Below are 21,806 nucleotides of genomic sequence, written 5' to 3'. Positions count from 1 at the left end.
GTGGGCGTCCGGCTACGACATGGTGGGGGCCGGCGAGGGGCCGGTCAGGCCCCGCTCGGCCCGCCAGCCGTCGATGATCGCCGCCTGGAGGCCGAACATCTCGGCCTTCTCGTCCGGCTCCTCATGGTCGTAACCGAGCAGATGCAGCACGCCGTGGACGGTGAGCAGCTGGAGCTCCTCGTCCATGCTGTGGCCGGTCGGGGCCTCCTCGCCCTGCTTCTTGGCGACCTCGGGGCACAGCACGATGTCACCGAGGAGCCCCTGCGGGGGCTCCTCGTCGTCCTTGGCCGGCGGACGGAGCTCGTCCATCGGGAAGGACATGACATCGGTCGGACCCGGCAGGTCCATCCACTGGATGTGGAGCTGCTCCATGGCCTCGGCGTCCACGACGATGACGGACAGCTCGGAGAGCGGGTGAATGCGCATCCGGGCAATGGCATAGCGGGCGACGTCCAGGACGGCCTGCTCGTCGATGTCCGTTCCGGACTCGTTGTTGACGTCGATCGACATGGGAGGTGTTTCGTCTCGCTTCTCGCGCTGAGCGGATCGGTGCTGACCGGCCGTGCGGCTTACTGGCCGTTTCGGCCGTTGCGGCTGTCGTACTTCTCGTAGGCGTCGACGATACGGCCCACGAGCTTGTGCCGGACCACGTCCTTGCTGGTGAGGAGGGAGAAATGGACGTCCTCGACGCCGTCGAGGATCTCCCGGACCTGGCGCAGACCGCTCTTCGTGCCGCCCGGCAGGTCGACCTGGGTGACGTCACCGGTGATGACGATCTTCGATTCGAAGCCGAGGCGGGTGAGGAACATCTTCATCTGCTCGGGGTTGGTGTTCTGCGCCTCGTCGAGAATGATGAAGGCGTCGTTGAGCGTCCGGCCCCTCATGTACGCCAGCGGCGCCACCTCGATCGTGCCCGCCGCCATCAGGCGCGGGATCGAGTCGGGGTCGAGCATGTCGTGCAGCGCGTCGTAGAGCGGGCGCAGATACGGGTCGATCTTCTCGTAGAGGGTGCCGGGCAGGAAGCCCAGCCGCTCGCCGGCCTCGACCGCGGGGCGGGTGAGGATGATGCGGTTGACCTGCTTGGCCTGGAGCGCCTGGACGGCCTTGGCCATGGCCAGGTACGTCTTGCCGGTGCCGGCCGGGCCGATGCCGAAGACCACGGTGTGGTTGTCGATGGCGTCGACGTAGCGCTTCTGGTTGAGGGTCTTGGGGCGGATCGTGCGGCCCCGGTTGGAGAGGATGTTCTGGGTCAGCACCTCGGCGGGCGTCTCGCCCACCGCGCCCTCGCCGTCCTCCGCCGCGCGCAGCATGGCGATCGAGCGTTCCACCGCGTCCTCCGTCATCGGTTGTCCGGTGCGGAGCACCAGCATCATCTCGTCGAACAGACGCTGTATGAGGCCCACTTCCCGGGCATCTCCGACAGCGCTGACTTCGTTGCCCCGGACATGGATGTCGGTCGCCGGGAAGGCCTTTTCGATCACCCGCAGCAGCGAGTCTCCCGATCCGAGGACCGTCACCATCGGGTGCTTGGCCGGAACGGTGAACTGGGCGCTCGCCTGCGGTTGCATGGGTGTCTGCGTCATGGGCCGGCTCGGTAGCCTGCTCAACCCCCATCCTTTGCTCTTCGGAGGCGCCTGCGCTCGCGAAAGGGGCGCCGGTGGCCTGACCTCTCCTTGGGATACAAGAGTACGACGGGGCACTGACAAGGCCGAAGGCTTTTCCCGGGCGGGCGGGAGCGGGGCGGGCGGAGCGGTGGCCGGAGCGGCCGGCCGGCCGCGCTCAGGCCGGGCGCCGGAAGCCGATCGTGGGGACCGCGCGGGCCAGCGGGGCGGGCCGGTAGGCGGCGGGCAGCACATCGTCCAGGAATCCGTACTGGCGGCGCAGCGCGGCCTGCGCCGCGGCGTCACACGTCCGCACCCCCTGCCACCAGGCCGCGATCTCGGCCCAGCCGGGTGCGGAGAGCGAGCCGCCGAATTCCTGCACGGACAGGGCGGCGCTCAGGCCCGCGAAGGCGAGCCGGTCGGCGAGCGGCCAGTCGGCGAGGGTGCCGGTGACGAACCCGGCGACGAACACGTCTCCGGCGCCCGTGGGGTCCAGCGCCTCGACGGCGATGGCGGGCACCTCGGCGCTCTCCCCGGTCCGCCCGTCGGCGGCGCAGGCGCCCTCCGCGCCCATGGTGACCACCGCGAGCGGGACGCGTTCGGCCAGCTTCCGGGCGGCGGCGCGGGGACAGTCGGTGCGGGTGTAGCGCATCGCCTCCTCCGCGTTGGGCAGGAAGGCCTCGCAGTGTTCGAGGTCGGTGAGGTCGGCCGGGTCCCAGCGGCCGCTGTCGTCCCAGCCCACGTCCGCGAAGATCCGGCTGCCGCGGCCGGCCGCGCAGCCCAGCCAGCCCTCGCGGCGGCCGGGCACCAGCGAGGCGACGCAGGCGCGCGACGGCGGCGGACAGCCCGGGGCATGGGCGCCGTCGAAGGCGGACTCGGGCGGCGGCGCCTCATGGCCGTGCGAGACCATCGTGCGCTCGCCCTCGTAGGCCATGGAGACCGTCACCGGGGAGTGCCAGCCGGGGACCGTACGGGACATCGTCAGGTCGATGCCCTCGCCGACGGAGAGCGCCTCCCAGCAGTACTCGCCGTACATGTCGTCGCCGAAGGCGGCGGCCAGGGACGTGCGCAGCCCGAGCCGGGCCAGCGCGGTGGCCATGTTGGCGACGCCGCCGGGGCTGGAGCCCATGCCGCGGGCCCAGGACTCGGTCCCGCGGACCGGGGCGGAATCCAGGCCGGTGAAGATGATGTCCAGGAAGACCGTGCCGGTCAGATAGACGTCGGTGTGCGGATCGCCCGCGCGGCGCACCTCGGCGAGCGGGTCGAGGGCCGTCGGCACGGGAGCCGGGCCCGCAGGCGGTTGGACATCGCGTCGGCCACTGCTCACCGCGCTCGCCCCTCTCATCTCGGCACGTGCCGCCAGTGTGCCTGATGCTGCGGTACGTTCCGCCTCATGAGGCTCACGATTCTCGGCGGAGGCGGTTTCCGGGTGCCGCTGGTCTACCGCGCGCTGCTGGCGGACCCGGCACGCTCCGTCTCCGAGGTGACCCTGTACGACACCGACGCGCGGCGGTTGGCCGTGATCGCCGATGTGCTGGCGCGGCTGGCGCAGGACCGTCCCGATCCGGTGACCGTACGCCTCGCCCGCGACCTGGACGAGGCCGTGACCGGGGCCGACTTCATCTTCTCCGCGATACGGGTGGGCGGTACGGCGGGCCGGATCCGCGATGAGCGCATTCCGCTGGCCGAGGGGGTGCTGGGGCAGGAGACGGTCGGCGCGGGCGGTGTCCTGTACGGCCTGCGGACCATCCCGGTGGCGCTGCGCATCGCCGAGCGGGTCGCGGCGCTCGCCCCGGCGGCGTGGGTCATCAACTTCACCAACCCGGCGGGCATGGTGACCGAGGCGATGGCGCAGGTGCTGGGCGACCGCGTCATCGGGATCTGCGACTCCCCGGTGGGGCTGGTACGCCGGGCGGCCCGCGCGGCCGGTGCGGATCCGGACCGCGTGGCGTACGACTACGTCGGCCTCAACCACCTCGGCTGGCTGCGGTCGTTGACGCTCGACGGCGCCGAGCTGCTGCCCGGGCTCCTGGAGGACGTCGCCGCGCTCGGCTCCTTCGAGGAGGGACGGCTCTTCGGTGCCGACTGGCTGCACACCCTGGGCGCGCTCCCCAACGAGTATCTGCACTACTACTACTTCCGCCGCGAGACCCTCGCCTCCGTGCTGGACACCCCCGAGACCCGCGGCGAGTTCCTCGACCAGCAGCAGGGCGGCTTCTTCGAGCGGGCCGCGGCGGCGGGCGGGCCCCGGGCGGCGTACGACCTGTGGGAGCGCACCCGGCTGGAGCGCGAGGAGACGTACATGGCGCACAGCCGGAAGGCGAGCGGCGGCTGGCAGCGCGACAGTCACGACCTGGAAGGCGGCGGCTACGACCGGGTCGCGCTGGCCCTGATGCACGCCATCGCGGGCAACCGCGGCAGCCGGCTGATCCTCAATGTCCGCAACGGTTCGACGGTGCCGCAGCTGGCGCCGGACGCGATCGTGGAGACGGTGTGCGAGGTGACGTCCAAGGGCGCCCGCCCGCTGCCCTGCGCGCCGTTGCGGGAGGATCAGTTGGGGCTGATGTTGCAGGTCAAGGCGGTGGAGCGGGCGACGGTGGAGGCCGCGACGTTCAAGGACCGGGGCGCGGCGCTGCGGGCGCTGGCGCTGCATCCGCTGGTGGACTCCCCCGCGGTGGCCGCCCGCATCCTGGAGCGGGCGGCCGGCGCCGGGGCGGCCTGACGGAGCGGGCCCCGGTCCCGGATCGCTACAGATCCACCTGCTCGCCCGGCTTCAGCAGGTGGAGACGGTCCGCCAGCCCCGCCTTCTCGAAGGCCGGACGGAGGGTGTCGGGCCCCTGGGTGAAGTGCGCCCAGTGCTCCATGTGCAGCGGTACGACGTGCCGGGCGCCGAGGATCCCCGCCGCCTCCGCCGCGCCGGCGCTGGGGAGGGTGAGGAAGGCGTCCCCCAGGAGCGGCGTCTGCGCCCCGCCCGCGAAGAGGACGGCGATGTCGACGGGCCCGCAGCGGTCGGCGACCTGGCGCACGACGTCGAGCGAGGCGTTGTCGCCGCTGACGTAGACGGTCGGCAGGTCCTCGCCCTTCAGCACGAAGCCGGTCACCTCACCGACCACCGGCTCGCTTCCGTCGGGGCCGTGCCGGGCGGGGACACCGGTGACGCTCAGCCCGTCCGCCACCTCGTACGACGCCCAGTTGGCCAGCGCCCGGACCGGCCCGCCCAGTCGCTCCTGGGCGGATGCCGTGGACAGGACGAGGGGCGCCTGGGCGGCGTAGGCGCGACCGGCGTGGTCCAGGTTGTCCGGGTGCTGGTCGTGGGAGAGCAGCACGGCATCGACACGGCCGATCTCCGCTGCGGCCAGGGCCGGTCCGGCGGTCTTCACCAACTTGCGCTGTCCGATGGGGTAGTCACCGGGCGCGTCGAACGTCGGGTCGGTGAGCAGACGGATGCCGCCGAACTCGATGAGCGCGGTGGGGCCACCCAGATAGCGAATGATCGTCATGCCGGTGCCAAGCCCGGGAACGGGCCGGCTATTCCTCGCCGGCCGCCTCCGCCGAAGAGCACGTCCAGGGTCTGTCCCTAGTGCCCTCTCCTGATCCACTCCTCCAGATGCGGGGCCTCGTCCCCGATGGTCGTCGCCTCGCCGTGGCCGGTGCGGACCTCGGTCCGGGGTGGCAGGGTCAGCAGCCGGTCCCGGATCGATTCGATGATCGTCGGGAAGTCCGAGAAGGACCGGCCGGTGGCGCCGGGGCCGCCTCGGAAGAGGGTGTCGCCGCTGAAGACCGTGCCCAGGTCGGGCGCGTAGAGGCAGACGGCGCCCGGCGCGTGCCCCGGGGTGTGCAGCACCGTCAGGTCCGTGCCGGCGATGGTGAGGACCTGCCCGTCGGTCAGGCGTGCGTCCGGGGCGTGGTCGGGGTGGGTCTGCTTCCAGAGCGGCAGGTCGCCGGGGTGCAGATGGATCTGCGCGCCGGTACGGGCGGCGAGCGCCGGGGCGGCGTCGATGTGGTCGTTGTGCCCGTGGGTGCAGATGATGGCGCGCAGCGTCCGGCCGCCGAGGGCTTCAAGGATGGCCTCGGCGTCGTGCGCGGCGTCGATGACGACCGCCTCGACGTCGTCACCGACGATCCATACGTTGTTGTCGACGTCCCAGGTGCCGCCGTCCAGCGAGAACGTGCCTGAGGTGACCAAGTGATCGATTCGGGCCGTCATCAGAGCGTCACCACCGAGCGCAAGACGTCGCCCGCGTGCATCCGCTCGAAGGCCTGCTCGACGTCCTCGATGCCGATGGTCTCGGTGACGAATGCGGCGAGGTCGATCCGGCCCTGCTGATGCAGGTCGATCAGCATCGGGAAGTCGCGGGAGGGCAGGCAGTCGCCGTACCAGGAGGACTTGAGGGCGCCGCCGCGCCCGAACACGTCCAGCAGGGGAAGTTCCAGGGTCATCTCCGGGGTGGGGACGCCCACCAGGACGACGGTGCCGGCGAGATCCCGGGCGTAGAACGCCTGTTTGTACGTCTCCGGGCGGCCCACCGCGTCGATGACCACATCCGCGCCGAATCCGCCGGTCAGCTCGCGGATCGCGGCAACGGGGTCGGCGGAACGGGAGTTGACGGTGTGGGTGGCGCCCATGGACCGGGCCTGGTCGAGCTTCCGGTCGTCGATGTCCACCGCGATGATCTTCGCCGCGCCCGCCAGCCGCGCGCCCACGACGGCGGCGTCCCCCACCCCGCCGCAGCCGATGACCGCCACCGAGTCGCCGCGCCCCACCCCGCCGGTGTTGATGGCCGCGCCGAGGCCCGCCATCACCCCGCAGCCCAGCAGCCCGGCCACGGCCGGTGAGACCTCGGGGTCGACCTTGGTGCACTGCCCTGCGGCGACCAGCGTCTTGTCGGCGAACGCCCCGATGCCCAGCGCGGGGCTCAGCTCGGTCCCGTCCTTCAGGGTCATCTTCTGCTTGGCGTTGTGCGTGTCGAAGCAGTACTGCGGACGCCCGCGCAGACAGGCCCGGCACGCCCCGCACACCGCCCGCCAGTTGAGGACGACGAAGTCCCCCGGCGCCACGTCCGTGACGTCCGGACCGACGGACTCGACCACGCCCGCCGCCTCGTGTCCCAGCAGGAACGGGAACTCGTCGTTGATCCCGCCCTGCTTGTAATGCAGATCGGTGTGGCACACCCCGCAGGCCTGGATCTTCACCACGGCCTCGCCCGGACCGGGGTCCGGCACCAGGATCGTCTCCAGCCGGACCGGTTCGTTCTTCCCCGGCGCAATGACGCCGCGCACTTCCTGTGCCATGGAACAGCCCCTTTCAAAGATCACCTACGGGACCACTGTGGCGTACCGCCACTGAGCCGTGCCACACCGTACGCGGAAGGGGGGTGGTTGGGGAGGATTGGGCGCATCGTCATCATCCGGGAAGGGCCGCGCGGCGGGGCGGTTCCTCGCGCGGGTGTCCCGTACGGTGCGCGACCTGCGGCGTGTCCGTACCGCGCGCGCCGCTCTCACCAGCGCGGAACCACGGGAGTGACCCACTGGGGATCGGCCACCCGCATCGCCGCCGCGTCATCGCGGGAGCGGTAGGTGCCGTCGTCCTCCTGCCAGCGGCGGTGCAGGGCGGCGAGCCGGTGGTGGTCGAGGGCGACGCCCAGGCCGGGGGCGTCACCGACGTCCAGGTGGCCGTCGCGGAAGGTGAGGCGTTCGGTGAGGACGTCCTCGGACTGCCAGGGGTAGTGGGTGTCGCAGGCGTGGCCGAGGTGCGGGACGGTCGCCGCGACCTGGGTCATGGCGGCGAGGCTGATGCCCAGGTGGGTGTTGGAGTGCATCGACAGGCCGACGCCGAAGGTGTGGCAGACGGCGGCGAGTTCGCGGGTGCTGCGCAGGCCGCCCCAGTAGTGGTGGTCGCAGAGCAGGACCTGCACGGCGCCGCGGGTGAACGCCTCGGCGATCTCGTCGAAGGTCGTGACGCACATGTTGGTGGCCAGCGGCAGGTCCGTACCCGCCGCCACCTCCGCCATCCGTGCGATGCCGCTCGCCGGGTCCTCCAGGTATTCGAGGACGTCGCCCAGCTCGTGCGCCACCTCGAGCGAGGTGTCCACGCTCCAGGCGCCGTTGGGGTCGAGGCGGAGCGGGCGGCCGGGGAATGCGGCGGCCAGCGCCCTGACCGCCGCGATCTCCTGTGCGGGCTCGAAGACGCCGCCCTTGAGCTTGAAGGACGTGAAGCCGTAACGGTCCGCGAAGCGGCGGGCCTGGGCGACGATGCCGGCCGGATCGAGCGCCGCGCCCCAGTCGTCGCGTTCGCCGCGGCCGCCCGGGTGGGCGGCCCACCGGTAGAAGAGGTATCCGCTGTATTCGACGCGGTTGCGTACCTTCCCGCCGAGCAGGGCGTGTACGGGCAGTCCGGTGGCGTGTCCCCAGGCGTCCAGGCAGGCCACCTCGAAGCCGGAGAGCACCGAGAGCCGCAGTTTGCCGGCGGTCTGTACGCCGCGCAGTCCGCCGGCGTCGATGGCGTCGGCGCCCGTGGCGGCGGGCGAGTCGCCGCACACCTGGGCGGCCAGTGCGGGCAGTCCGTTCAGATCCGTGACCTTACGGCCGACCAGCGCGGCGGCCAACGGGCGGGCCGGGTCGAGGTACTTGGTGTCGCCGTAGGTCTCGCCGAGCCCGGTGGCACCGCTCTCCGTCACCGCTTCGATGATCAGCCGGGGGGTGTAGGGCTGGTGTACGCCCTGGGTGTTGAGCAGGGGCGGGTCGGCCACCAGGACCGGGGTGAGCCGGACCTCGGCGATGGTGAGGCTGTCCATGCGGGGTGACTCCTGCACTGTCGAGGGCCGTTTGCATATGTGGGTGACGTCCTCATATGCAGTCGGAGGCTAGGGAGCGGGGCGGCGACCGTCAACACCCCCTGTTCCGCGAGGCTTTACCAACCATTGAATCTTCGCGCGTAGATACCGAATTGGCCGCTCTTGTTAGATCTATCTGAGTGTCATCTGAGCCTGTTCATGTCATCCGAAGGAGCCGCGCATGCCCCGTCCCGCCCTCTCCCGTCGCGCCCGCCTCGGCGCCGCGACGGTCGCCGCCCTCGCCACCGGCACCGCCGTCTTCGGCATCGGCCAGGCGACCGCCGAGCACTCGGTCCCCCGCACCGACAAGGAGATCCCCAACCTCACCCAGGTGCAGGACCAGATCAAGGCGTACTACGGCGACACGGTGACGGCCGACGGCCGGCACTACGCCTCACCGCACAGCAACTACGCCCGCCAGGTCCGCGGCATCGAGGCCAGGGCCCGCGGCTATCTGGCCAAGGTGCTCGCGAAGTCCGCCGGCCGGTCCGCCGAGCAGGCGAAGTCCAGCAAGACCGCCAAGCACGCCAAGCACGCCATCGTCCTGGACATGGACGACACCACCCTGCTCACCTACAACTACGAGCTTCAGGTGGGCTTCCACTTCACCCCCGAAAGCCAGGACAAATACCTCGAGTCCACCGACATGGACCCGGTCTTCGGCATGAACCGGCTGGTCAACTGGGCACACGACCACGGCGCCGAGGTCTTCTTCATCACCGGCCGCAAGGAAGCGCAGCGCGAGTGGAGCGTGCGCAACCTCAAGAACGTCGGCTACGGGGTACCGCTGGACCCGACGCATGTGTTCCTGAAGAACAAGGAGAACCCGCCCCCGTACCTCCCCTGCGGGACGAACTGCTCGACCGTCGAGTACAAGTCGGGCACCCGCCGGCACATCGAGTCGCTCGGCTACGACATCGTCGCCAACTTCGGGGACCAGTACAGCGATCTCCAGGGCGGCGCCGGTAACCGGACGTTCAAGCTGCCGAACCCGATGTACTACCTGCCGTAGGCGCGACCGGCGCTCCCTGAGGGAGCGAGGGTCAATTCCTCTTGGGCAGCGGCACGCGCATCAGGTCCTGCGCGATGGTGAGTTCGCCGGCGAATCCGGCTGCGCGTGCCTGCCGCTCGAACTCCCCGGGGTCGGAGTAGCGCTGCGAGAAGTGGGTCAGGACGAGATGCCGTACGCCCGCGTCCACGGCCACACCGGCGGCCTGCCCGACCGTCAAGTGACCGTGATCGATGGCCAGTTGGAGATCCTCGTCCAGGAACGTCGACTCGATGACGAGCATGTCCACGCCCGCCGCGAGCGCGTAGACGCCCTCGCACAGCCTGGTGTCCATCACGAAGGCGAACTTCTGGCCGGGGCGCAGCTCGCTGACCTCGTCCAGGCGGACGCCGTTCCACTCGCCGGTCCGCTGCAGCCGGCCGATGTCGGGGCCGGCGATGCCGTGCGCGGCCAGCCGGTCCGGGAGCATCCGCCGGGCGTCCGGCTCCACCAGGCGGTAGCCGTACGACTCGACCGGGTGGGAGAGCTTGCGCGCCTCCAGGGCGTAGGACTTCGAGCGGTCCAGTTCGCCGTCGGCGGCCACCGGGCGCTGCTTGAGCCGGACCGTCTCGCGGTAGGCGGTGGCGTACCGCAGCCGGTCGAAGAAGTGCTCGCCGCTGGCCGGGTAGTGGGCGGTGATGGGATGCGGCACGCGGTCCAGGTTGATCCGCTGGATCACCCCGGCCAGGCCCAGCGAGTGGTCACCGTGGAAGTGCGTGACGCAGATCCGGTTGATGTCGTGCGCGGCGACCCCGGCGCGCAGCATCTGACGCTGGGTGCCCTCACCGGGGTCGAAGAGCAGCCCCTGGCCGTCCCAGCGCAGCAGATAGCCGTTGTGGTTGCGGTGCCGGGTGGGGACCTGGCTGGCGGTGCCGAGGACGACCAATTCACGTACGGACATGGCGGGTTGTCCGGACTATCCGGGAGGCCACTGGAGGCCACGGCCACCGAGGACGTGCAGATGGGCGTGGAAGACGGTCTGGCCTGCGCCGGCTCCGGTGTTGAAGACGACCCGGTAGCCCGTCTCCTCGACCGTGTCCCCGGCGGCCACCTCACGGGACTCGCGCAGTATGTCGGCGACGATCCCCGGTTCGGCGGCGGCGAGGGACGCGGCGTCCGGGTAGTGCACCTTGGGGATCACCAGGACGTGGGTCGGGGCCTGGGGGTTGATGTCACGGAACGCGACGGTGGTCTCGGTCTCCCGGACGATGGTCGCCGGCACCTCCCCCGCCACGATCTTGCAGAACAGGCAGTCGGCCTGCGGTTCTCCCGCCACCGGTGGGCTCCTTAGGGTTGCGCGGCGCGCGCCCTACGCACACGCCGTACGCACGGTGCGTACCGTCTCGGATGCTACCGGGCGGCGGCCCGATCGCCCGGTCGCGGGGCCCGGGGATCACTAAGCTTGCCCGGCAGACTCTTTTCGCCCACAACCGGGAGTTATCCACCATGGCAACCACGCGCACCGCCACCACCCACTGGGAAGGCAACCTCCTGGAGGGCAAGGGCCAGGTCGCCCTGACGTCCTCCAACGTCGGTACGTACGACGTGAACTGGCCCGCCCGCGCCGAGCAGCCCAACGGCGTCACCAGCCCCGAGGAGCTGATCGCGGCGGCCCACTCCTCCTGCTACTCCATGGCCTTCTCGCACGGCCTGGCGGGCAAGGGCTACACCGTCGCCGCGCTCGACACCAAGGCCGATGTCACCTTCCAGCCGGGCGAGGGCATCACCGGCATCGTGCTGACCGTCAGGGCGAGCGTCCCGGGGCTGTCCGAGGAGGACTTCCAGGCGGCGGCCGCGGACGCCAAGGCCAACTGCCCGGTCAGCCAGGCGCTGGCGGGGGTCAAGAACATCACGCTGGATGCGCAGCTGGTCTGAGGCGGCGGTCCGCGGCGGCCGGTCCGATGCGACCGGCCCGACGCGGGCGGTCCGGCGTACGGCCGGATGAAGTGAACGGCGGTGCGCCGGTGCGGCCCTGACGGGCGGCCGGCGCACCGCTGCGTTGTCAGTGGGGTCTGCCACGATCTTTTGTACGAGCGGGTGTCCCCGTCACGCACCCGGCCGCCGCCGACGCGCTCACCGAGCTGATATCGACCGCGGGGGCGATGACCCGGGTGTGAGCGTCGTCCGGGGTCAGCTCCAGCGTCCGGTACGGCCCAGCAGCAGCGCCGTCGCGGCCGTACCGGCGGTGGAGGTGCGCAGGACGGTCCGGCCGAGGCGGTAGGGCTTGGCGCCGGCCTGGGCGAAGACGGCCAACTCTTCCGGGGAGACGCCACCTTCGGGGCCGACGACGAGCACGATCGAGCCCTCGTCGGGGAGTTCGGCGGTGGCCAGCGGAGCGCTGCCCTCCTCGTGGAGGACGGCGGCGAAGTCGGCGTCGGCGAGGAGGGCGGCGACCTCCTTGGTGGACAGCGGGTCGGCGACCTCCGGAAAGGTCAGGCGGCGCGACTGCTTGCCCGCCTCGCGGGCCGTGGCGCGCCACTTGGCCAGGGATTTGGCGGCCCGCTCGCCCTTCCACTGGGTGACGCAGCGCGCCGCCGGCCAGGGGACGATGGCGTCGACGCCGGTCTCGGTCATCGTTTCGACGGCCAGTTCGCCGCGGTCGCCCTTGGGCAGCGCCTGGACGACGGTGAGGGTGGGTGTCGGCCGGGCCTCGGTGTGGACGTCGCCGATCTCGACGGTGAGGCGGTCCTTGCCCTCGACGGCGGCGACCGCGCCGGAGGCGCCCGTTCCGTGACCGTCCGTCAGCACGATCTCCTCGCCCACCCGCAGCCGCCGCACCGACACCGCGTGCCGGCCCTCCGGCCCGTCCAGGGTCAGCGTCCCGCCGGCCCGTACGTCCGCGAGCGAATCGACGAGAAAGACGGGGGCGGTCATGACGCGGTACCGGCGCCCGCGCCGTCGCCGGGGCGGCTCAACGCGGCGCGTGCCAGGTCCAGTTCGGCCGACAGCACCTCGACCAGCTGCCCGGCCGGCAGTTCGCGGGCCATCCGGTGGCCCTGCCCGGCCCACAGCGCCATGCCCTGCGCATCGCCCGCCTTGGCCGCGGCCTTGCGCAGCCCGGACGTGAGGTGGTGGACGGCGGGGTAGGCGGCCGGGGCGTACGGGCCGTGCTCGCGAAGGAAACGGTTCACCAGCCCGCGGGCCGGGCGCCCGGAGAACGCCCGGGTCAGCTCGGTACGGGTGAACAGCGGGTTGGTCAGCGCCTGCTTGTGCAGGGGGTTGGCACCCGATTCGGGCGTCGCGAGGAAGGCCGTGCCGAGCTGCGCCATCGCGGCACCGGCGGCCAGTGCGGCGGCGATCTGCGAGCCGCGCATCAGGCCGCCCGCGGCGATGATCGGGATCTGCACCGCCTCGTAGACCTGGGCGACGAGCGAGAGCAGCCCGATGCCCGCGCCGGTGCCGTCGGACTGCGGGTCGTCGCGGTGGGTGCTCTGGTGACCGCCCGCCTCGATGCCCTGGACACAGACCGCATCCGCGCCCGACCACTGCGCGGCCTGCGCCTCGGCCGCGGTGGTGACCGTCACGACGGTGTACGTACCGACCTTGGCGAAGGCGTCGAGCACCGCGCGGGAGGGGCAGCCGAAGGCGAACGAGACCACCGGCACCGGGTCCTCACGCAGGATCGCCAGCTTGGCCTCGTAGCCGTCGTCGGAGCCGCCGTACGGGTCGAGTTCGGCGATCGGGCTCTCGTACCAGGCCGCTTCGCCCGCGAGCTGCTCGCGGTAGACCTCGACCGGGGTGGTGTCGGCGAGGCTGGGCTGCGGCATGAACAGGTTGACGCCGAAGGGCCGGCCGGTCAGCCCGCGCAGCTGTTTGATCTCCTGATACATGCCGTCGGCGGTTTTGTACCCGGCGGCGAGGAAGCCGAGACCGCCGGCTTCACTGACGGCGGCGGCGAGCTCCGGGCGAGCGGCGCCGCCCGCCATGGGGGCCTGCACGATCGGGTAGCGGCAGAGATCGGTCAGCGGGGTGGGCATAACCACATCGTGTCACGCCCACCGCCACACTCCGAACCAGGGCCGGACCAAGATCCAGGCTCCGCCTGCGCCCCAGCCCCCAACGGCCTACCGCCCGTTGAACGCATCCTTCAACCGCGAGAACAACCCCTGCTGCCCCGGCTGACCGCGCCTGCCCGGGGACAACCCCCGGACCCCCGGCCGACTCACCTACCGCCCGTTGAACGCATCCTTCAACCGCGAGAACAACCCCTGCTGCCCCGGCTGGAACTGCCCCGTCGGGCGTTCCTCGCCGCGGAGCTTGGCCAGCCGGCGCACCAGCTCCTCCTGCTCGGGGTCGAGCTTGGTGGGCGTCTGCACCTCGACATGGACGATCAGGTCGCCGCGGCCGCCGCCGCGCAGATGTGTCACACCGCGCTGGTGCAGCGGGATCGACTGGCCGGACTGGGTGCCGGGCCGGACGTCGATCTCCTCCACCCCGTCGAGCGTCTCCAGCGGGCATTTGGTGCCCAGTGCCGCCGCCGTCATGGGGATGGTGACCGTGCAGTGCAGATCGTCGCCGCGCCGCTGGAAGACCGGGTGCGCCAGCTCGTGGATCTCGACGTAGAGGTCACCTGCCGGGCCGCCGCCGGGGCCGACCTCGCCCTCGCCCGCAAGCTGGATCCGCGTCCCGTTGTCGACACCGGCGGGGATCTTCACCGTCAGCGTGCGGCGGGAGCGGATCCGGCCGTCGCCGGCGCACTCGGGGCACGGCGTCGGCACGACCGTACCGAAGCCCTGGCACTGCGGGCACGGCCGCGATGTCATGACCTGGCCGAGGAAGGACCGGGTGACCTGCGAGACCTCGCCGCGGCCGCGGCACATGTCACAGGTCTGCGCGGAGGTGCCGGGCGCCGCGCCCTCGCCGGTGCACGTCGTGCAGACGATGGCGGTGTCGACCTGGAGGTCCTTGGTCGTGCCGAAGGCCGCTTCGTTCAGCTCGATGTCGAGCCGGATCATGGCGTCCTGGCCGCGGCGGGTGCGCGAGCGCGGGCCCCGCTGCGAGGCCGTGCCGAAGAAGGCGTCCATGATGTCGGAGAAGTTGCCGAAGCCGGCGCCGAAGCCGCCCGCGCCACCGCCGCCGCCCGACTGCGAGAGCGGGTCGCCGCCGAGGTCGTAGACCTGCTTCTTCTGCGGGTCCGACAAGACCTCGTAAGCGGCGTTGATCTCCTTGAACCGCTCCTGGGTCTTCGGGTCCGGGTTCACGTCCGGGTGCAGCTCACGCGCCAGCCGACGGAAGGCCTTCTTGATCTGGTCCTGCGAGGCATCGCGACTGACGCCGAGAACCGAGTAGTAATCCGTGGCCACTTTTACGACTCCGCGAGGATTTGTCCGACGTAACGTGCCACTGCGCGTACCGCTCCCATCGTTCCGGGGTAGTCCATGCGGGTCGGTCCGACCACGCCGAGTTTGGCGACTGCCTCGTCGCCCGAACCGTAACCGACCGCGACGACCGATGTGGACGTCAGGCCTTCGTGGGCATTCTCATGCCCGATACGTACGGTCATGCCCGAGTCCTTGGCCTCCCCCAGCAGCTTGAGCAGCACCACATGCTCCTCAAGGGCCTCCAGCACCGGGCGGATGGTCAGGGGAAAATCGTGCCCGAAGCGCGTGAGATTGGCCGTTCCGCCGATCATCAGCCGCTCTTCGGTCTCCTCCACCAGAGTTTCCAGCAACACCGACAGCACTGTCGAGACCGTGCCGCGGTCGTCCTGCTCGAAGGACTCCGGGAGATCCTGCACCAACTGCGGCACATCCGCGAACCGGCGCCCCACCACCCGGCTGTTGAGCCGCGCCCGCAGATCCGCGAGCGAGGTCTCGCCGAACGGCGCCTGGCAGTCGATCAGCCGCTGCTCGACCCGTCCGGTGTCCGTGATCAGTACGAGCATCAGCCGGGCCGGGGCCAGCGCCAGCAGCTCGACATGCCGGACCGTGGACCGGGTCAGGGACGGGTACTGCACGACGGCCACCTGGCGGGTCAGCTGCGCCAGCAGCCGGACCGTGCGGCCGACGACGTCATCGAGGTCGACGGCGCCGTCGAGGAAGTTCTGGATGGCCCGCCGCTCCGGGGAGGACAGCGGCTTGACGCCCGCCAGCTTGTCGACGAAGAGGCGGTAGCCCTTGTCGGTGGGGATCCGGCCGGCGCTGGTGTGCGGCTGGGCGATGAAGCCCTCGTCCTCCAGGGCCGCCATGTCGTTGCGGACCGTGGCCGGGGAGACGCCCAGCTGATGGCGCTCGGTGAGCGCCTTGGAGCCGACCGGCTCCTCCGTCCCGACATAGTCCTGGACGATGGCGCGCAGCACTTCGAGCCTGCGTTCACTGAGCATCCTGCGCACCTCCAGTCCAGCCGTGTTGCCGTCTCGTCACTCCTGGCACTCGCACGGGCCGAGTGCCAGACCCGGAAGCCAGTGTACGGCCGGGTAGCACAGCTGCGGCAAGAGCGACCGCAACGATCGACTGCCAATGCGCCGCCCGATGACCGTGATCGGCCGTTGTGGCCGGTCTCTGACGCGTTCCGTCAGGCAACGCTATCGCGATGGAGCTAGCGTCTCGGTATGCGCACTGCTTGGGAAGAGGCCGGGTGGGAACCGCTCGGTGAAGGCGTCGCCCGGCGCCGGATGCCGGGCTGGGACGAGACGATCGGCGTGATCGCCGGATCTGCCGGGGTGATGATCGTCGACACCGGCGCATCCATCCGCGACGGCGCCGATCTACGCCGCGCGATCCGCGGCGTGCTGGGCCGGGAAGTGACGCATATCGCGCTCACCCACCCGCATTTCGATCACGTCCTGGGCACCGCCGCCTTCGCTGGCGTCGAGGTGTTCGGCGCGGCCGGGCTGAGCGATCTGCTCCGGCGCGACCGGGACGAGCTGCGGCGGGACGCGGTACGGCACGGCCTGGACCCGGAAGCCGCCGCGGAGGCCGCGGATCTGCTGGTCCGCCCGCACCATCACGTCCACGGCGAACTGACCGTCGACCTCGGCGACCGGCAGGTGCTGCTCGCCAATGTCGGCCCCGGCCACACCGCCCACGACCTGGCCGTTCTCGTACCGGGCCGGGGCGGCGCCCCCGAGATCGTCTTCTGCGGCGACCTGGTCGAGGAGTCCGGGGAGCCGAACGCCGGCCTGGACTCGCTGCCCCAGCAGTGGCCGGCGGCCCTGGACCGGCTGCTGGCCCTGGGCGGCGAGGACGCCCGGTACGTACCGGGGCACGGGGCGGTCGTGGACGCCCGCTTCGTGCGCGCCCAGCGGGAGGCCCTGGCCATCCGCTTCGGCGTGCCGCCGGCCTCCTGAGAGAACCTCCCGCCCGCCCCTCACGAGAACAGGACCCTGACGCCTCCATGCGCAGCAAGCAGTACGGACCGGACCTCACCCCGCCCTGGAAGAAGCAGCGCCCCGCCCCCGAGGTACCGGCCGAGCCCGACCTCGTCGTCGAGGAGGTCACCACCGGCTTCTGCGGCGCCGTGATCCGCTGCGAGAAGACCGCCGAGGGCCCGGTCGTCACCCTTGAGGACCGCTTCGGCAAGCACCGGGTCTTCCCGATGACGCCGCGCGGCTTCCTGCTGGAGGGCCGTGTCGTCACCCTCGTACGGCCCCAGGGCCGCCCGGCGCCGGCCGGTCCGGCCCGTACCGCGTCGGGCTCACTCGCCGTGCCCGGCGCCCGCGCCCGGGTCGCGCGCGCCGGGCGCATTTATGTGGAGGGGCGGCACGACGCGGAGCTGGTCGAGCGGGTGTGGGGCGACGATCTGCGCATCGAGGGCGTGGTCGTGGAGTACCTGGAGGGGATCGACGACCTGCCGGCGATCGTGCGGAGCTTCGCGCCGGGGCCGGATGCGCGGCTGGGGGTGCTGGTGGATCACCTGGTGCCGGGCTCGAAGGAGTCGCGGATCACGGCGGCGGTGACCGGGGAGCATGCGCTGGTGGTGGGCCACCCGTACATCGACGTGTGGGAGGCGGTGAAGCCGGCGTCGGTGGGGATCGCGGCGTGGCCGAGGGTCCCGCGCGGCCAGGACTGGAAGACGGGCGTGTGCCGGGCGCTGGGCTGGCCGGAGAACACGGGAGCGGCGTGGCAGCGGATTCTGGGCTGCGTGCGGTCGTACAAGGACCTGGAGCCGGCGTTGCTGGGGCGGGTGGAGGAGCTGATCGACTTCGTTACGGTCGGCGGTGCGGCCTGACGTTCGGGAGGGTGCCGAACTCTGAGGTGTCCAGTTCGATGCCGAGGAGGTCCAGTGGCACGGATTCGCCGAACTTGTAGATCGACTGGACCCGGTAGTCGGCATCCTCCCCGGTGCCGGTGGGCTCGGTAAGCAGTACGCACTGCGCCATGATGGGGTCGATGATCAGGTAGGCGGGAATGCCGCCCGCCGCATAGATCGAGCGCTTGACACCGTAATCACGGTCGACGCTGTTTTTCGAGACGACCTCGACCAGCACCGTGATCATCTGGGCCGGTAGCAGACGACCCGAATCCGGCCCCGCGTCGCGCTCCAGGACGACGAGATCCGGCTGTGGCTCGCTGGTTTCGTTCAGCAGATCGATGTCCTGGGTCTGGAGACAGTCCCATTCCTGGTCTGGGATCTGTCGGAGAACCCTCAGCACGATCCGGTTGTGCACCAGATCCGGCCCGGCCATCATCACGATTTCCCCCCGCAGGAGTTCCGCCTTGAAACCCTCCGGTACCTCAAGGTCCTCGTAGAGCTCGACGATGCGCGTGATCGGCCGGTCATCCACCGCGGTCATCTCCGTGGCCCTCCGCTTCCCGCCATCGTTCTCTTTCGACAGCAGCCTGGCACCAGGGTAAGCAAGCGTTCCTGGAATCTGCAGGAGTTCACTCGTTCGAGCATCAGTCCACCAGATCCCGCACCACCGCGTCGGCCAGCAGCCGCCCCCGCAGCGTCAGCACGGCCCGGCCGTCCGCATACGGCCCGGCCGCCAGCAGCCCGTCGGCCAGCGCCCGCTCCGCGGCCTTCGCCCCCGCCGGCGCGAGGATGTCGAGCGGGCAGCCGTCCACCAGCCGCAGCTCCAGCAGGATGCGCTCCACCCGGCGGTCCTCGGCCGGCAGGATCTCGCGGCCCGCGCCCGGGGAGCGGCCCTCGGCCAGGGCCTGGGCGTAGGCGCCGGGGTGCTTGACGTTCCACCAGCGGACGCCGCCGACGTGGCTGTGCGCTCCGGGGCCCGCGCCCCACCAGTCGGCGCCGGTCCAGTACAGCTCGTTGTGGCGGCAGCGGGCGGCCTCGGTGGTGGCCCAGTTGGAGACCTCGTACCAGGTGAAACCGGCGGCGGCGAGGCGTTCGTCGGCGATCAGATAGCGGTCGGCGTGGACGTCGTCGTCGGTCATCGGGACCTCGCCGCGGCGGATCCGGCGGGCGAGCTGGGTGCCCTCCTCGACGATCAGGGCGTAGGCGGAGACGTGGTCGGGGCCGGCGCCGATGGCGGCGTCGAGGGAGGCCCGCCAGTCGTCGTCGGTCTCGCCCGGGGTGCCGTAGATCAGATCGAGGTTGACGTGGTCGAAGCCGGCCGCGCGGGCCTCGGCGACGCAGGCCTCGGGGCGGCCGGGGGTGTGCGTGCGGTCGAGGATCTTCAGGACGTGCTGCCGCGCGCTCTGCATGCCGAAGGAGACGCGGTTGTAGCCGCCCTCGCGGAGTTCGGTGAGGTAGCGGGGGTCGACGGATTCCGGGTTGGCCTCGGTGGTGATCTCGGCGCCCGGGGCGAGGCCGAATTCGTCGCGGATGGCGGCCAGCATGCGGCCGAGGTCGGCGGCGGGCAGCAGGGTCGGGGTGCCGCCGCCGACGAAGACCGTCTCCACGGGGCGGGGGTCGTCGCCCAGGACCTTGCGGGCCAGCCGGATCTCCTCGACGACGTGGTCGGCGTAGTTGTCGCGGGAGGCCAGGGCGCCGCCGGAGCCGCGCAGCTCGCTCGCGGTGTAGGTGTTGAAGTCGCAGTAGCCGCAGCGGGTGGCGCAGTACGGCACATGCAGATAGAAGCCGAGGGGCCGCTCGGCCGCCCCTGTCAGCGCATGGCGGGGCAGCGCCCCGTCCTCGGGCATCGGCTCACCATCAGGCAGTGCGGAAGGCATGGGGTCCATTGTCCGTCATGACGGAGGTGGTCCGGCCTCCGTCATGGCAGGGGCGGTCCGGGCGGGGCCGCCGCGCCCGCCCCGGCCGCCGCCGTCGCCGGTCCCGCGGCCTGGAGCACCAGCAGCGCCAGGTCGTCGTCCGGCGGCGTCGGCGCGAACGCATGGACCGTGCTGCGGATGTGTTCGGCGATCGCGGTGGCACCCAGACCCGTGCAGGCGGCGAGGGCCGTGGTCAGGCCGTCCTCGTCGTCGAAGAGCCGGCCGTCCGAGCGGCGCTCGGTCACGCCGTCGGTCACGCACAGCAGCGTCTCCCCCGCGCAGAGGTCGAAGGACTCGCTGACGTACGCCGCGTCCTCGACCACCCCCAGCAGCATCTGGGGCGCCGCGACGACCCGGACCGCGCCGTCGGCGCCCAGCACCAGCGGGAGCGGATGGCCGGCGCTGGCGAGGGTGCAGCGGGCGCCGCCGGAGCCGCCGTGGTACGGCACGATCTCGCCGTAGAGGAGGGACAGGAAGCGGGCCTGTTCGCCCTCGTCGCGGATCTCGACGGGGGCCTCGGCGCCCGCGCCGGCCGCCGCGACCGCGGCCGCGACCGCCGCGACGGAGTCCGCGGCCTCCCGGGCCATCGTCTTGTTGAGGCGGTCGAGGACCTCGGCGACGCCGAAGCCGTCGCGGGCCAGCAGCCGCAGCACCGGGCGGGCCAGGCCCGTCACCGCGGCCGCCTCCGGGCCGCTGCCGCACACATCGCCGAGGGCGAAGCACCAGCGGCCGTCACCGGCGTCGAAGAGGTCCCAGAAGTCGCCGCCCGCCCAGGCGCCCTCGCGGGGCTCGTAGACCACCGCCGACTCCACACCGGGGACCTGGGCGCGCCCCCGGGGCAGCAGCCGGCGCTGGAGGACCTGGCTGATGCGCTCCTGGCGGCTGTAGGCACGGGCGGTGGCCATGGCGCGGGCGACCCGGCGGCACAGGTCCTCCACCAGGCCGATCACCTCGTCGGGGAAGCGGAGCAGGCCGGACCGGCCGAGCAGGAGGGTGCCGAGCCGGCGGCCGCCGGCCACCAGGGGGCAGGCCAGGGCCGCGCCGCCGGGGCCGTAGCCGCCCGGCTCCGGCGGCCAGGGCCAGCGGACCGCGGTGGGGGTGCTGCTCAGGCCGGTGTCGCCGCCCGCCATCGGCGGCGGGTCCTTCTCCAGGACGGTGCGCAGCGAATCGATCCGGCTCTCGCTGGAGTGCCAGACGCGGGCGAGCCGCTGTGCCTCGCCGTCCGCCTCGATGCCGCGTCCGGGCGCACCGCCGTCGCCGTCGTACAGCCACACCGCGCACCAGTCGGCGAGCCGCGGCACCGTCAGCTGGGCGGCGAGCGAGGCGACCTGGTCGGCGTCGAGCTGGCCGGAGAGCAGGTCGGAGGCCTCGGCCAGGAAGGAGAGGGCGCCCTGGTGCACCCAGTCGCCCTCGGACGCCTGACGGACGGCCCGCCGCGGGGTGGGCGCGAGGAGTTCGGCGGCGCGCAGTCCGCGCTGCAGCAGCTGGTTGTCGACGGCGCCCTCCGGCTCCGGCCGGGCGGTGCCGTCCGGATCCGCGGGCAGCCGGAACCACACGGTCTTCATGGCGCGGCGGTAGGTGATGCCCCAGGACTCGGCGACCGCGCTGATCAACTGCAGGCCATGGCCGCCGCCTTCGGACGCCGGGGCCTCCTCGCGGGCGCGCACCGGCCGGGCCGGGTGGTGGTCGGAGACCTCGATGACCACGCCGGTGCGGGCCGTGCCGTCGGGGTCGTCGAGGCCGTCGGGGTCCGCTTGCGGGTGGTCGTAGGGGCCGGGACCGGCTGACGGTTCCAGGCGGCAGCGGAGTTCGACGGCGGTGCCGGCGTGGACCACGGCGTTGGTGACCAACTCGCTGACGAGCAGCACCGCTTCGTCCGCGAGGCGCTCGGTGAGGTCCGGTGAGCCGGGAAGCGCCTGGGCGGTCCAGTCGGCGAACACCGTGCGGACGAACTGCCGGGCGGCGGCCGCGGCGCGCGGGTCACCGGGCAGGCAGGCGGCGCGGGAGTAGCCGCCACCGGGGCGGCCGGCGGCCTCCGCAGACGCGGGCGGGACGCCGTCGCGTGACGAGTCCGGTGGTGAGTCCGGTGGTGATGAAGTTGTCGTCCTCATAGACCAACTCCCGAGCAGCTCCGCGTCAGCGCCGGATGCGCCACCGACAGAGTGACAGACCGAGGGCAGCCATAAGCGCGGAGTCACCGAAGTTGGTGCTCAAG

21 protein-coding genes are annotated in these 21,806 nt (G+C 71.9%); 5 read left to right on the top strand and 16 right to left on the bottom strand.

The features are described 5' to 3' along the window. Positions 1-12: 12 nt before the first annotated feature. The 3 genes from ybeY to ACIRPT_RS08250 all read right to left on the bottom strand — a co-directional run bounded on the left by ybeY (position 13) and on the right by ACIRPT_RS08250 (position 2,928). Positions 13-510 (bottom strand): rRNA maturation RNase YbeY, encoded by a 498-nt coding sequence (gene ybeY, locus ACIRPT_RS08260; protein WP_400061305.1) that lies wholly within the window; start codon positions 508-510, stop codon positions 13-15. Positions 511-569: 59 nt separating this feature from the next. Next, positions 570-1,583 (bottom strand): PhoH family protein, encoded by a 1,014-nt coding sequence (locus tag ACIRPT_RS08255; protein ID WP_403824022.1) that lies wholly within the window; start codon positions 1,581-1,583, stop codon positions 570-572. 196 nt (positions 1,584-1,779) lie between these two features. Beyond that, positions 1,780-2,928 (bottom strand): carbohydrate kinase family protein, encoded by a 1,149-nt coding sequence (locus ACIRPT_RS08250; protein WP_403824020.1) that lies wholly within the window; start codon positions 2,926-2,928, stop codon positions 1,780-1,782. Positions 2,929-2,994: 66 nt separating this feature from the next. Here ACIRPT_RS08250 and ACIRPT_RS08245 point away from each other — a divergent pair, with 66 nt between their 5' ends. Then, positions 2,995-4,323, top strand: a complete 1,329-nt coding sequence (locus ACIRPT_RS08245; protein ID WP_403824017.1) for a 6-phospho-beta-glucosidase — start codon at positions 2,995-2,997, stop codon at positions 4,321-4,323. 25 nt (positions 4,324-4,348) lie between these two features. Here ACIRPT_RS08245 and ACIRPT_RS08240 read toward each other — a convergent pair whose 3' ends face one another. The 4 genes from ACIRPT_RS08240 to ACIRPT_RS08225 form a co-directional block, all read right to left on the bottom strand. Continuing rightward, positions 4,349-5,101 carry an MBL fold metallo-hydrolase gene (locus tag ACIRPT_RS08240; protein ID WP_403824015.1) on the bottom strand — a complete coding sequence of 251 codons (753 nt, stop codon included), beginning with the start codon at positions 5,099-5,101 and terminating at the stop codon, positions 4,349-4,351. 77 nt (positions 5,102-5,178) lie between these two features. Further along, positions 5,179-5,808, bottom strand: a complete 630-nt coding sequence (locus ACIRPT_RS08235) for an MBL fold metallo-hydrolase (RefSeq protein ID WP_403824012.1) — start codon at positions 5,806-5,808, stop codon at positions 5,179-5,181. After that, a complete protein-coding gene (locus tag ACIRPT_RS08230; RefSeq protein ID WP_403824009.1) occupies positions 5,808-6,893 on the bottom strand; it encodes an S-(hydroxymethyl)mycothiol dehydrogenase in 1,086 nt (361 codons plus the stop codon). Before ACIRPT_RS08230 ends, ACIRPT_RS08235 begins: the two co-directional genes overlap by 1 nt. Before the next feature lie 206 nt (positions 6,894-7,099). After that, entirely contained in the window at positions 7,100-8,395 is a 1,296-nt protein-coding gene (locus tag ACIRPT_RS08225) for an enolase C-terminal domain-like protein (protein ID WP_403824006.1), read from the bottom strand. A 220-nt stretch (positions 8,396-8,615) separates the two neighbouring features. Here ACIRPT_RS08225 and ACIRPT_RS08220 point away from each other — a divergent pair, with 220 nt between their 5' ends. Continuing rightward, positions 8,616-9,446, top strand: coding sequence for an HAD family acid phosphatase (locus ACIRPT_RS08220; RefSeq protein ID WP_403824003.1), 831 nt, complete (start codon positions 8,616-8,618; stop codon positions 9,444-9,446). Positions 9,447-9,477: 31 nt separating this feature from the next. Here the strand turns inward: ACIRPT_RS08220 and ACIRPT_RS08215 are convergent, their stop codons facing one another. Beyond that, positions 9,478-10,383: a ribonuclease Z gene (locus ACIRPT_RS08215; protein ID WP_403824000.1), complete on the bottom strand. Its 906-nt coding sequence runs from the start codon at positions 10,381-10,383 to the stop codon at positions 9,478-9,480. Positions 10,384-10,398: 15 nt separating this feature from the next. Continuing rightward, on the bottom strand, positions 10,399-10,758 hold the full coding sequence (locus ACIRPT_RS08210) for a histidine triad nucleotide-binding protein (protein WP_403506661.1): 360 nt from the start codon (positions 10,756-10,758) through the stop codon (positions 10,399-10,401). Positions 10,759-10,928: 170 nt separating this feature from the next. Between ACIRPT_RS08210 and ACIRPT_RS08205 the strand changes: the two genes are divergently transcribed. Then, on the top strand, positions 10,929-11,357 hold the full coding sequence (locus tag ACIRPT_RS08205) for an OsmC family peroxiredoxin (RefSeq protein WP_403823996.1): 429 nt from the start codon (positions 10,929-10,931) through the stop codon (positions 11,355-11,357). 255 nt (positions 11,358-11,612) lie between these two features. On the opposite strand, the gene ACIRPT_RS08200 is transcribed toward ACIRPT_RS08205, so the two are convergent. From ACIRPT_RS08200 to hrcA, 4 genes are all read right to left on the bottom strand, one after another. Then, positions 11,613-12,356: a 16S rRNA (uracil(1498)-N(3))-methyltransferase gene (locus tag ACIRPT_RS08200; protein WP_403506656.1), complete on the bottom strand. Its 744-nt coding sequence runs from the start codon at positions 12,354-12,356 to the stop codon at positions 11,613-11,615. Next, positions 12,353-13,459 (bottom strand): nitronate monooxygenase, encoded by a 1,107-nt coding sequence (locus tag ACIRPT_RS08195; protein WP_403506653.1) that lies wholly within the window; start codon positions 13,457-13,459, stop codon positions 12,353-12,355. The genes ACIRPT_RS08200 and ACIRPT_RS08195 overlap by 4 nt, the downstream gene beginning before the upstream one ends. A gap of 189 nt (positions 13,460-13,648) precedes the next feature. Then, positions 13,649-14,785 (bottom strand): molecular chaperone DnaJ, encoded by a 1,137-nt coding sequence (dnaJ, locus tag ACIRPT_RS08190; protein WP_403823992.1) that lies wholly within the window; start codon positions 14,783-14,785, stop codon positions 13,649-13,651. 2 nt (positions 14,786-14,787) lie between these two features. Continuing rightward, a complete protein-coding gene (gene hrcA, locus ACIRPT_RS08185; RefSeq protein WP_042154694.1) occupies positions 14,788-15,804 on the bottom strand; it encodes a heat-inducible transcriptional repressor HrcA in 1,017 nt (338 codons plus the stop codon). Positions 15,805-16,032: 228 nt separating this feature from the next. On the opposite strand from hrcA, the gene ACIRPT_RS08180 reads away from it, so the two are divergent. Continuing rightward, on the top strand, positions 16,033-16,770 hold the full coding sequence (locus ACIRPT_RS08180; RefSeq protein WP_403823989.1) for an MBL fold metallo-hydrolase: 738 nt from the start codon (positions 16,033-16,035) through the stop codon (positions 16,768-16,770). Positions 16,771-16,817: 47 nt separating this feature from the next. Next, positions 16,818-17,651 (top strand): DUF3097 domain-containing protein, encoded by an 834-nt coding sequence (locus ACIRPT_RS08175; RefSeq protein ID WP_403823986.1) that lies wholly within the window; start codon positions 16,818-16,820, stop codon positions 17,649-17,651. Here the strand turns inward: ACIRPT_RS08175 and ACIRPT_RS08170 are convergent. The 3 genes from ACIRPT_RS08170 to ACIRPT_RS08160 form a co-directional block, all read right to left on the bottom strand. After that, positions 17,629-18,216: a Uma2 family endonuclease gene (locus tag ACIRPT_RS08170; RefSeq protein WP_403823983.1), complete on the bottom strand. Its 588-nt coding sequence runs from the start codon at positions 18,214-18,216 to the stop codon at positions 17,629-17,631. The genes ACIRPT_RS08175 and ACIRPT_RS08170 overlap by 23 nt on opposite strands. Before the next feature lie 103 nt (positions 18,217-18,319). Beyond that, the gene (hemW, locus tag ACIRPT_RS08165) at positions 18,320-19,552 is read right to left on the bottom strand and encodes a radical SAM family heme chaperone HemW (protein ID WP_403823980.1); all 1,233 of its coding nucleotides are present in this window, start codon (positions 19,550-19,552) and stop codon (positions 18,320-18,322) included. A 41-nt stretch (positions 19,553-19,593) separates the two neighbouring features. Then, positions 19,594-21,702 (bottom strand): SpoIIE family protein phosphatase, encoded by a 2,109-nt coding sequence (locus tag ACIRPT_RS08160; protein ID WP_403823978.1) that lies wholly within the window; start codon positions 21,700-21,702, stop codon positions 19,594-19,596. Positions 21,703-21,806: the final 104 nt, after the last annotated feature.

It is taken from the genome of Streptomyces sp. NPDC101227 (genome assembly GCF_044767545.1).
Lineage (GTDB): Bacteria > Actinomycetota > Actinomycetes > Streptomycetales > Streptomycetaceae > Streptomyces.
This window is presented reverse-complemented; position numbering and strand designations above follow the sequence as displayed.

Bases quoted from the DNA above. Each gene is read 5' to 3' on its own strand.
- ybeY (WP_400061305.1), bottom strand. From the start codon at position 510: ATGTCGATCGACGTCAACAACGAGTCCGGAACGGACATCGACGAGCAG.
- ACIRPT_RS08255 (WP_403824022.1), bottom strand. From the start codon at position 1,583: ATGACGCAGACACCCATGCAACCGCAGGCGAGCGCCCAGTTCACCGTT.
- ACIRPT_RS08245 (WP_403824017.1), top strand. From the start codon at position 2,995: ATGAGGCTCACGATTCTCGGCGGAGGCGGTTTCCGGGTGCCGCTGGTC.
- ACIRPT_RS08240 (WP_403824015.1), bottom strand. From the start codon at position 5,101: ATGACGATCATTCGCTATCTGGGTGGCCCCACCGCGCTCATCGAGTTC.
- ACIRPT_RS08235 (WP_403824012.1), bottom strand. From the start codon at position 5,808: ATGACGGCCCGAATCGATCACTTGGTCACCTCAGGCACGTTCTCGCTG.
- ACIRPT_RS08230 (WP_403824009.1), bottom strand. From the start codon at position 6,893: ATGGCACAGGAAGTGCGCGGCGTCATTGCGCCGGGGAAGAACGAACCG.
- ACIRPT_RS08225 (WP_403824006.1), bottom strand. From the start codon at position 8,395: ATGGACAGCCTCACCATCGCCGAGGTCCGGCTCACCCCGGTCCTGGTG.
- ACIRPT_RS08220 (WP_403824003.1), top strand. From the start codon at position 8,616: ATGCCCCGTCCCGCCCTCTCCCGTCGCGCCCGCCTCGGCGCCGCGACG.
- ACIRPT_RS08215 (WP_403824000.1), bottom strand. From the start codon at position 10,383: ATGTCCGTACGTGAATTGGTCGTCCTCGGCACCGCCAGCCAGGTCCCC.
- ACIRPT_RS08205 (WP_403823996.1), top strand. From the start codon at position 10,929: ATGGCAACCACGCGCACCGCCACCACCCACTGGGAAGGCAACCTCCTG.
- ACIRPT_RS08200 (WP_403506656.1), bottom strand. From the start codon at position 12,356: ATGACCGCCCCCGTCTTTCTCGTCGATTCGCTCGCGGACGTACGGGCC.
- ACIRPT_RS08195 (WP_403506653.1), bottom strand. From the start codon at position 13,459: ATGCCCACCCCGCTGACCGATCTCTGCCGCTACCCGATCGTGCAGGCC.
- hrcA (WP_042154694.1), bottom strand. From the start codon at position 15,804: ATGCTCAGTGAACGCAGGCTCGAAGTGCTGCGCGCCATCGTCCAGGAC.
- ACIRPT_RS08180 (WP_403823989.1), top strand. From the start codon at position 16,033: ATGCGCACTGCTTGGGAAGAGGCCGGGTGGGAACCGCTCGGTGAAGGC.
- ACIRPT_RS08175 (WP_403823986.1), top strand. From the start codon at position 16,818: ATGCGCAGCAAGCAGTACGGACCGGACCTCACCCCGCCCTGGAAGAAG.
- ACIRPT_RS08170 (WP_403823983.1), bottom strand. From the start codon at position 18,216: ATGACCGCGGTGGATGACCGGCCGATCACGCGCATCGTCGAGCTCTAC.
- hemW (WP_403823980.1), bottom strand. From the start codon at position 19,552: ATGCCTTCCGCACTGCCTGATGGTGAGCCGATGCCCGAGGACGGGGCG.
- ACIRPT_RS08160 (WP_403823978.1), bottom strand. From the start codon at position 21,702: ATGAGGACGACAACTTCATCACCACCGGACTCACCACCGGACTCGTCA.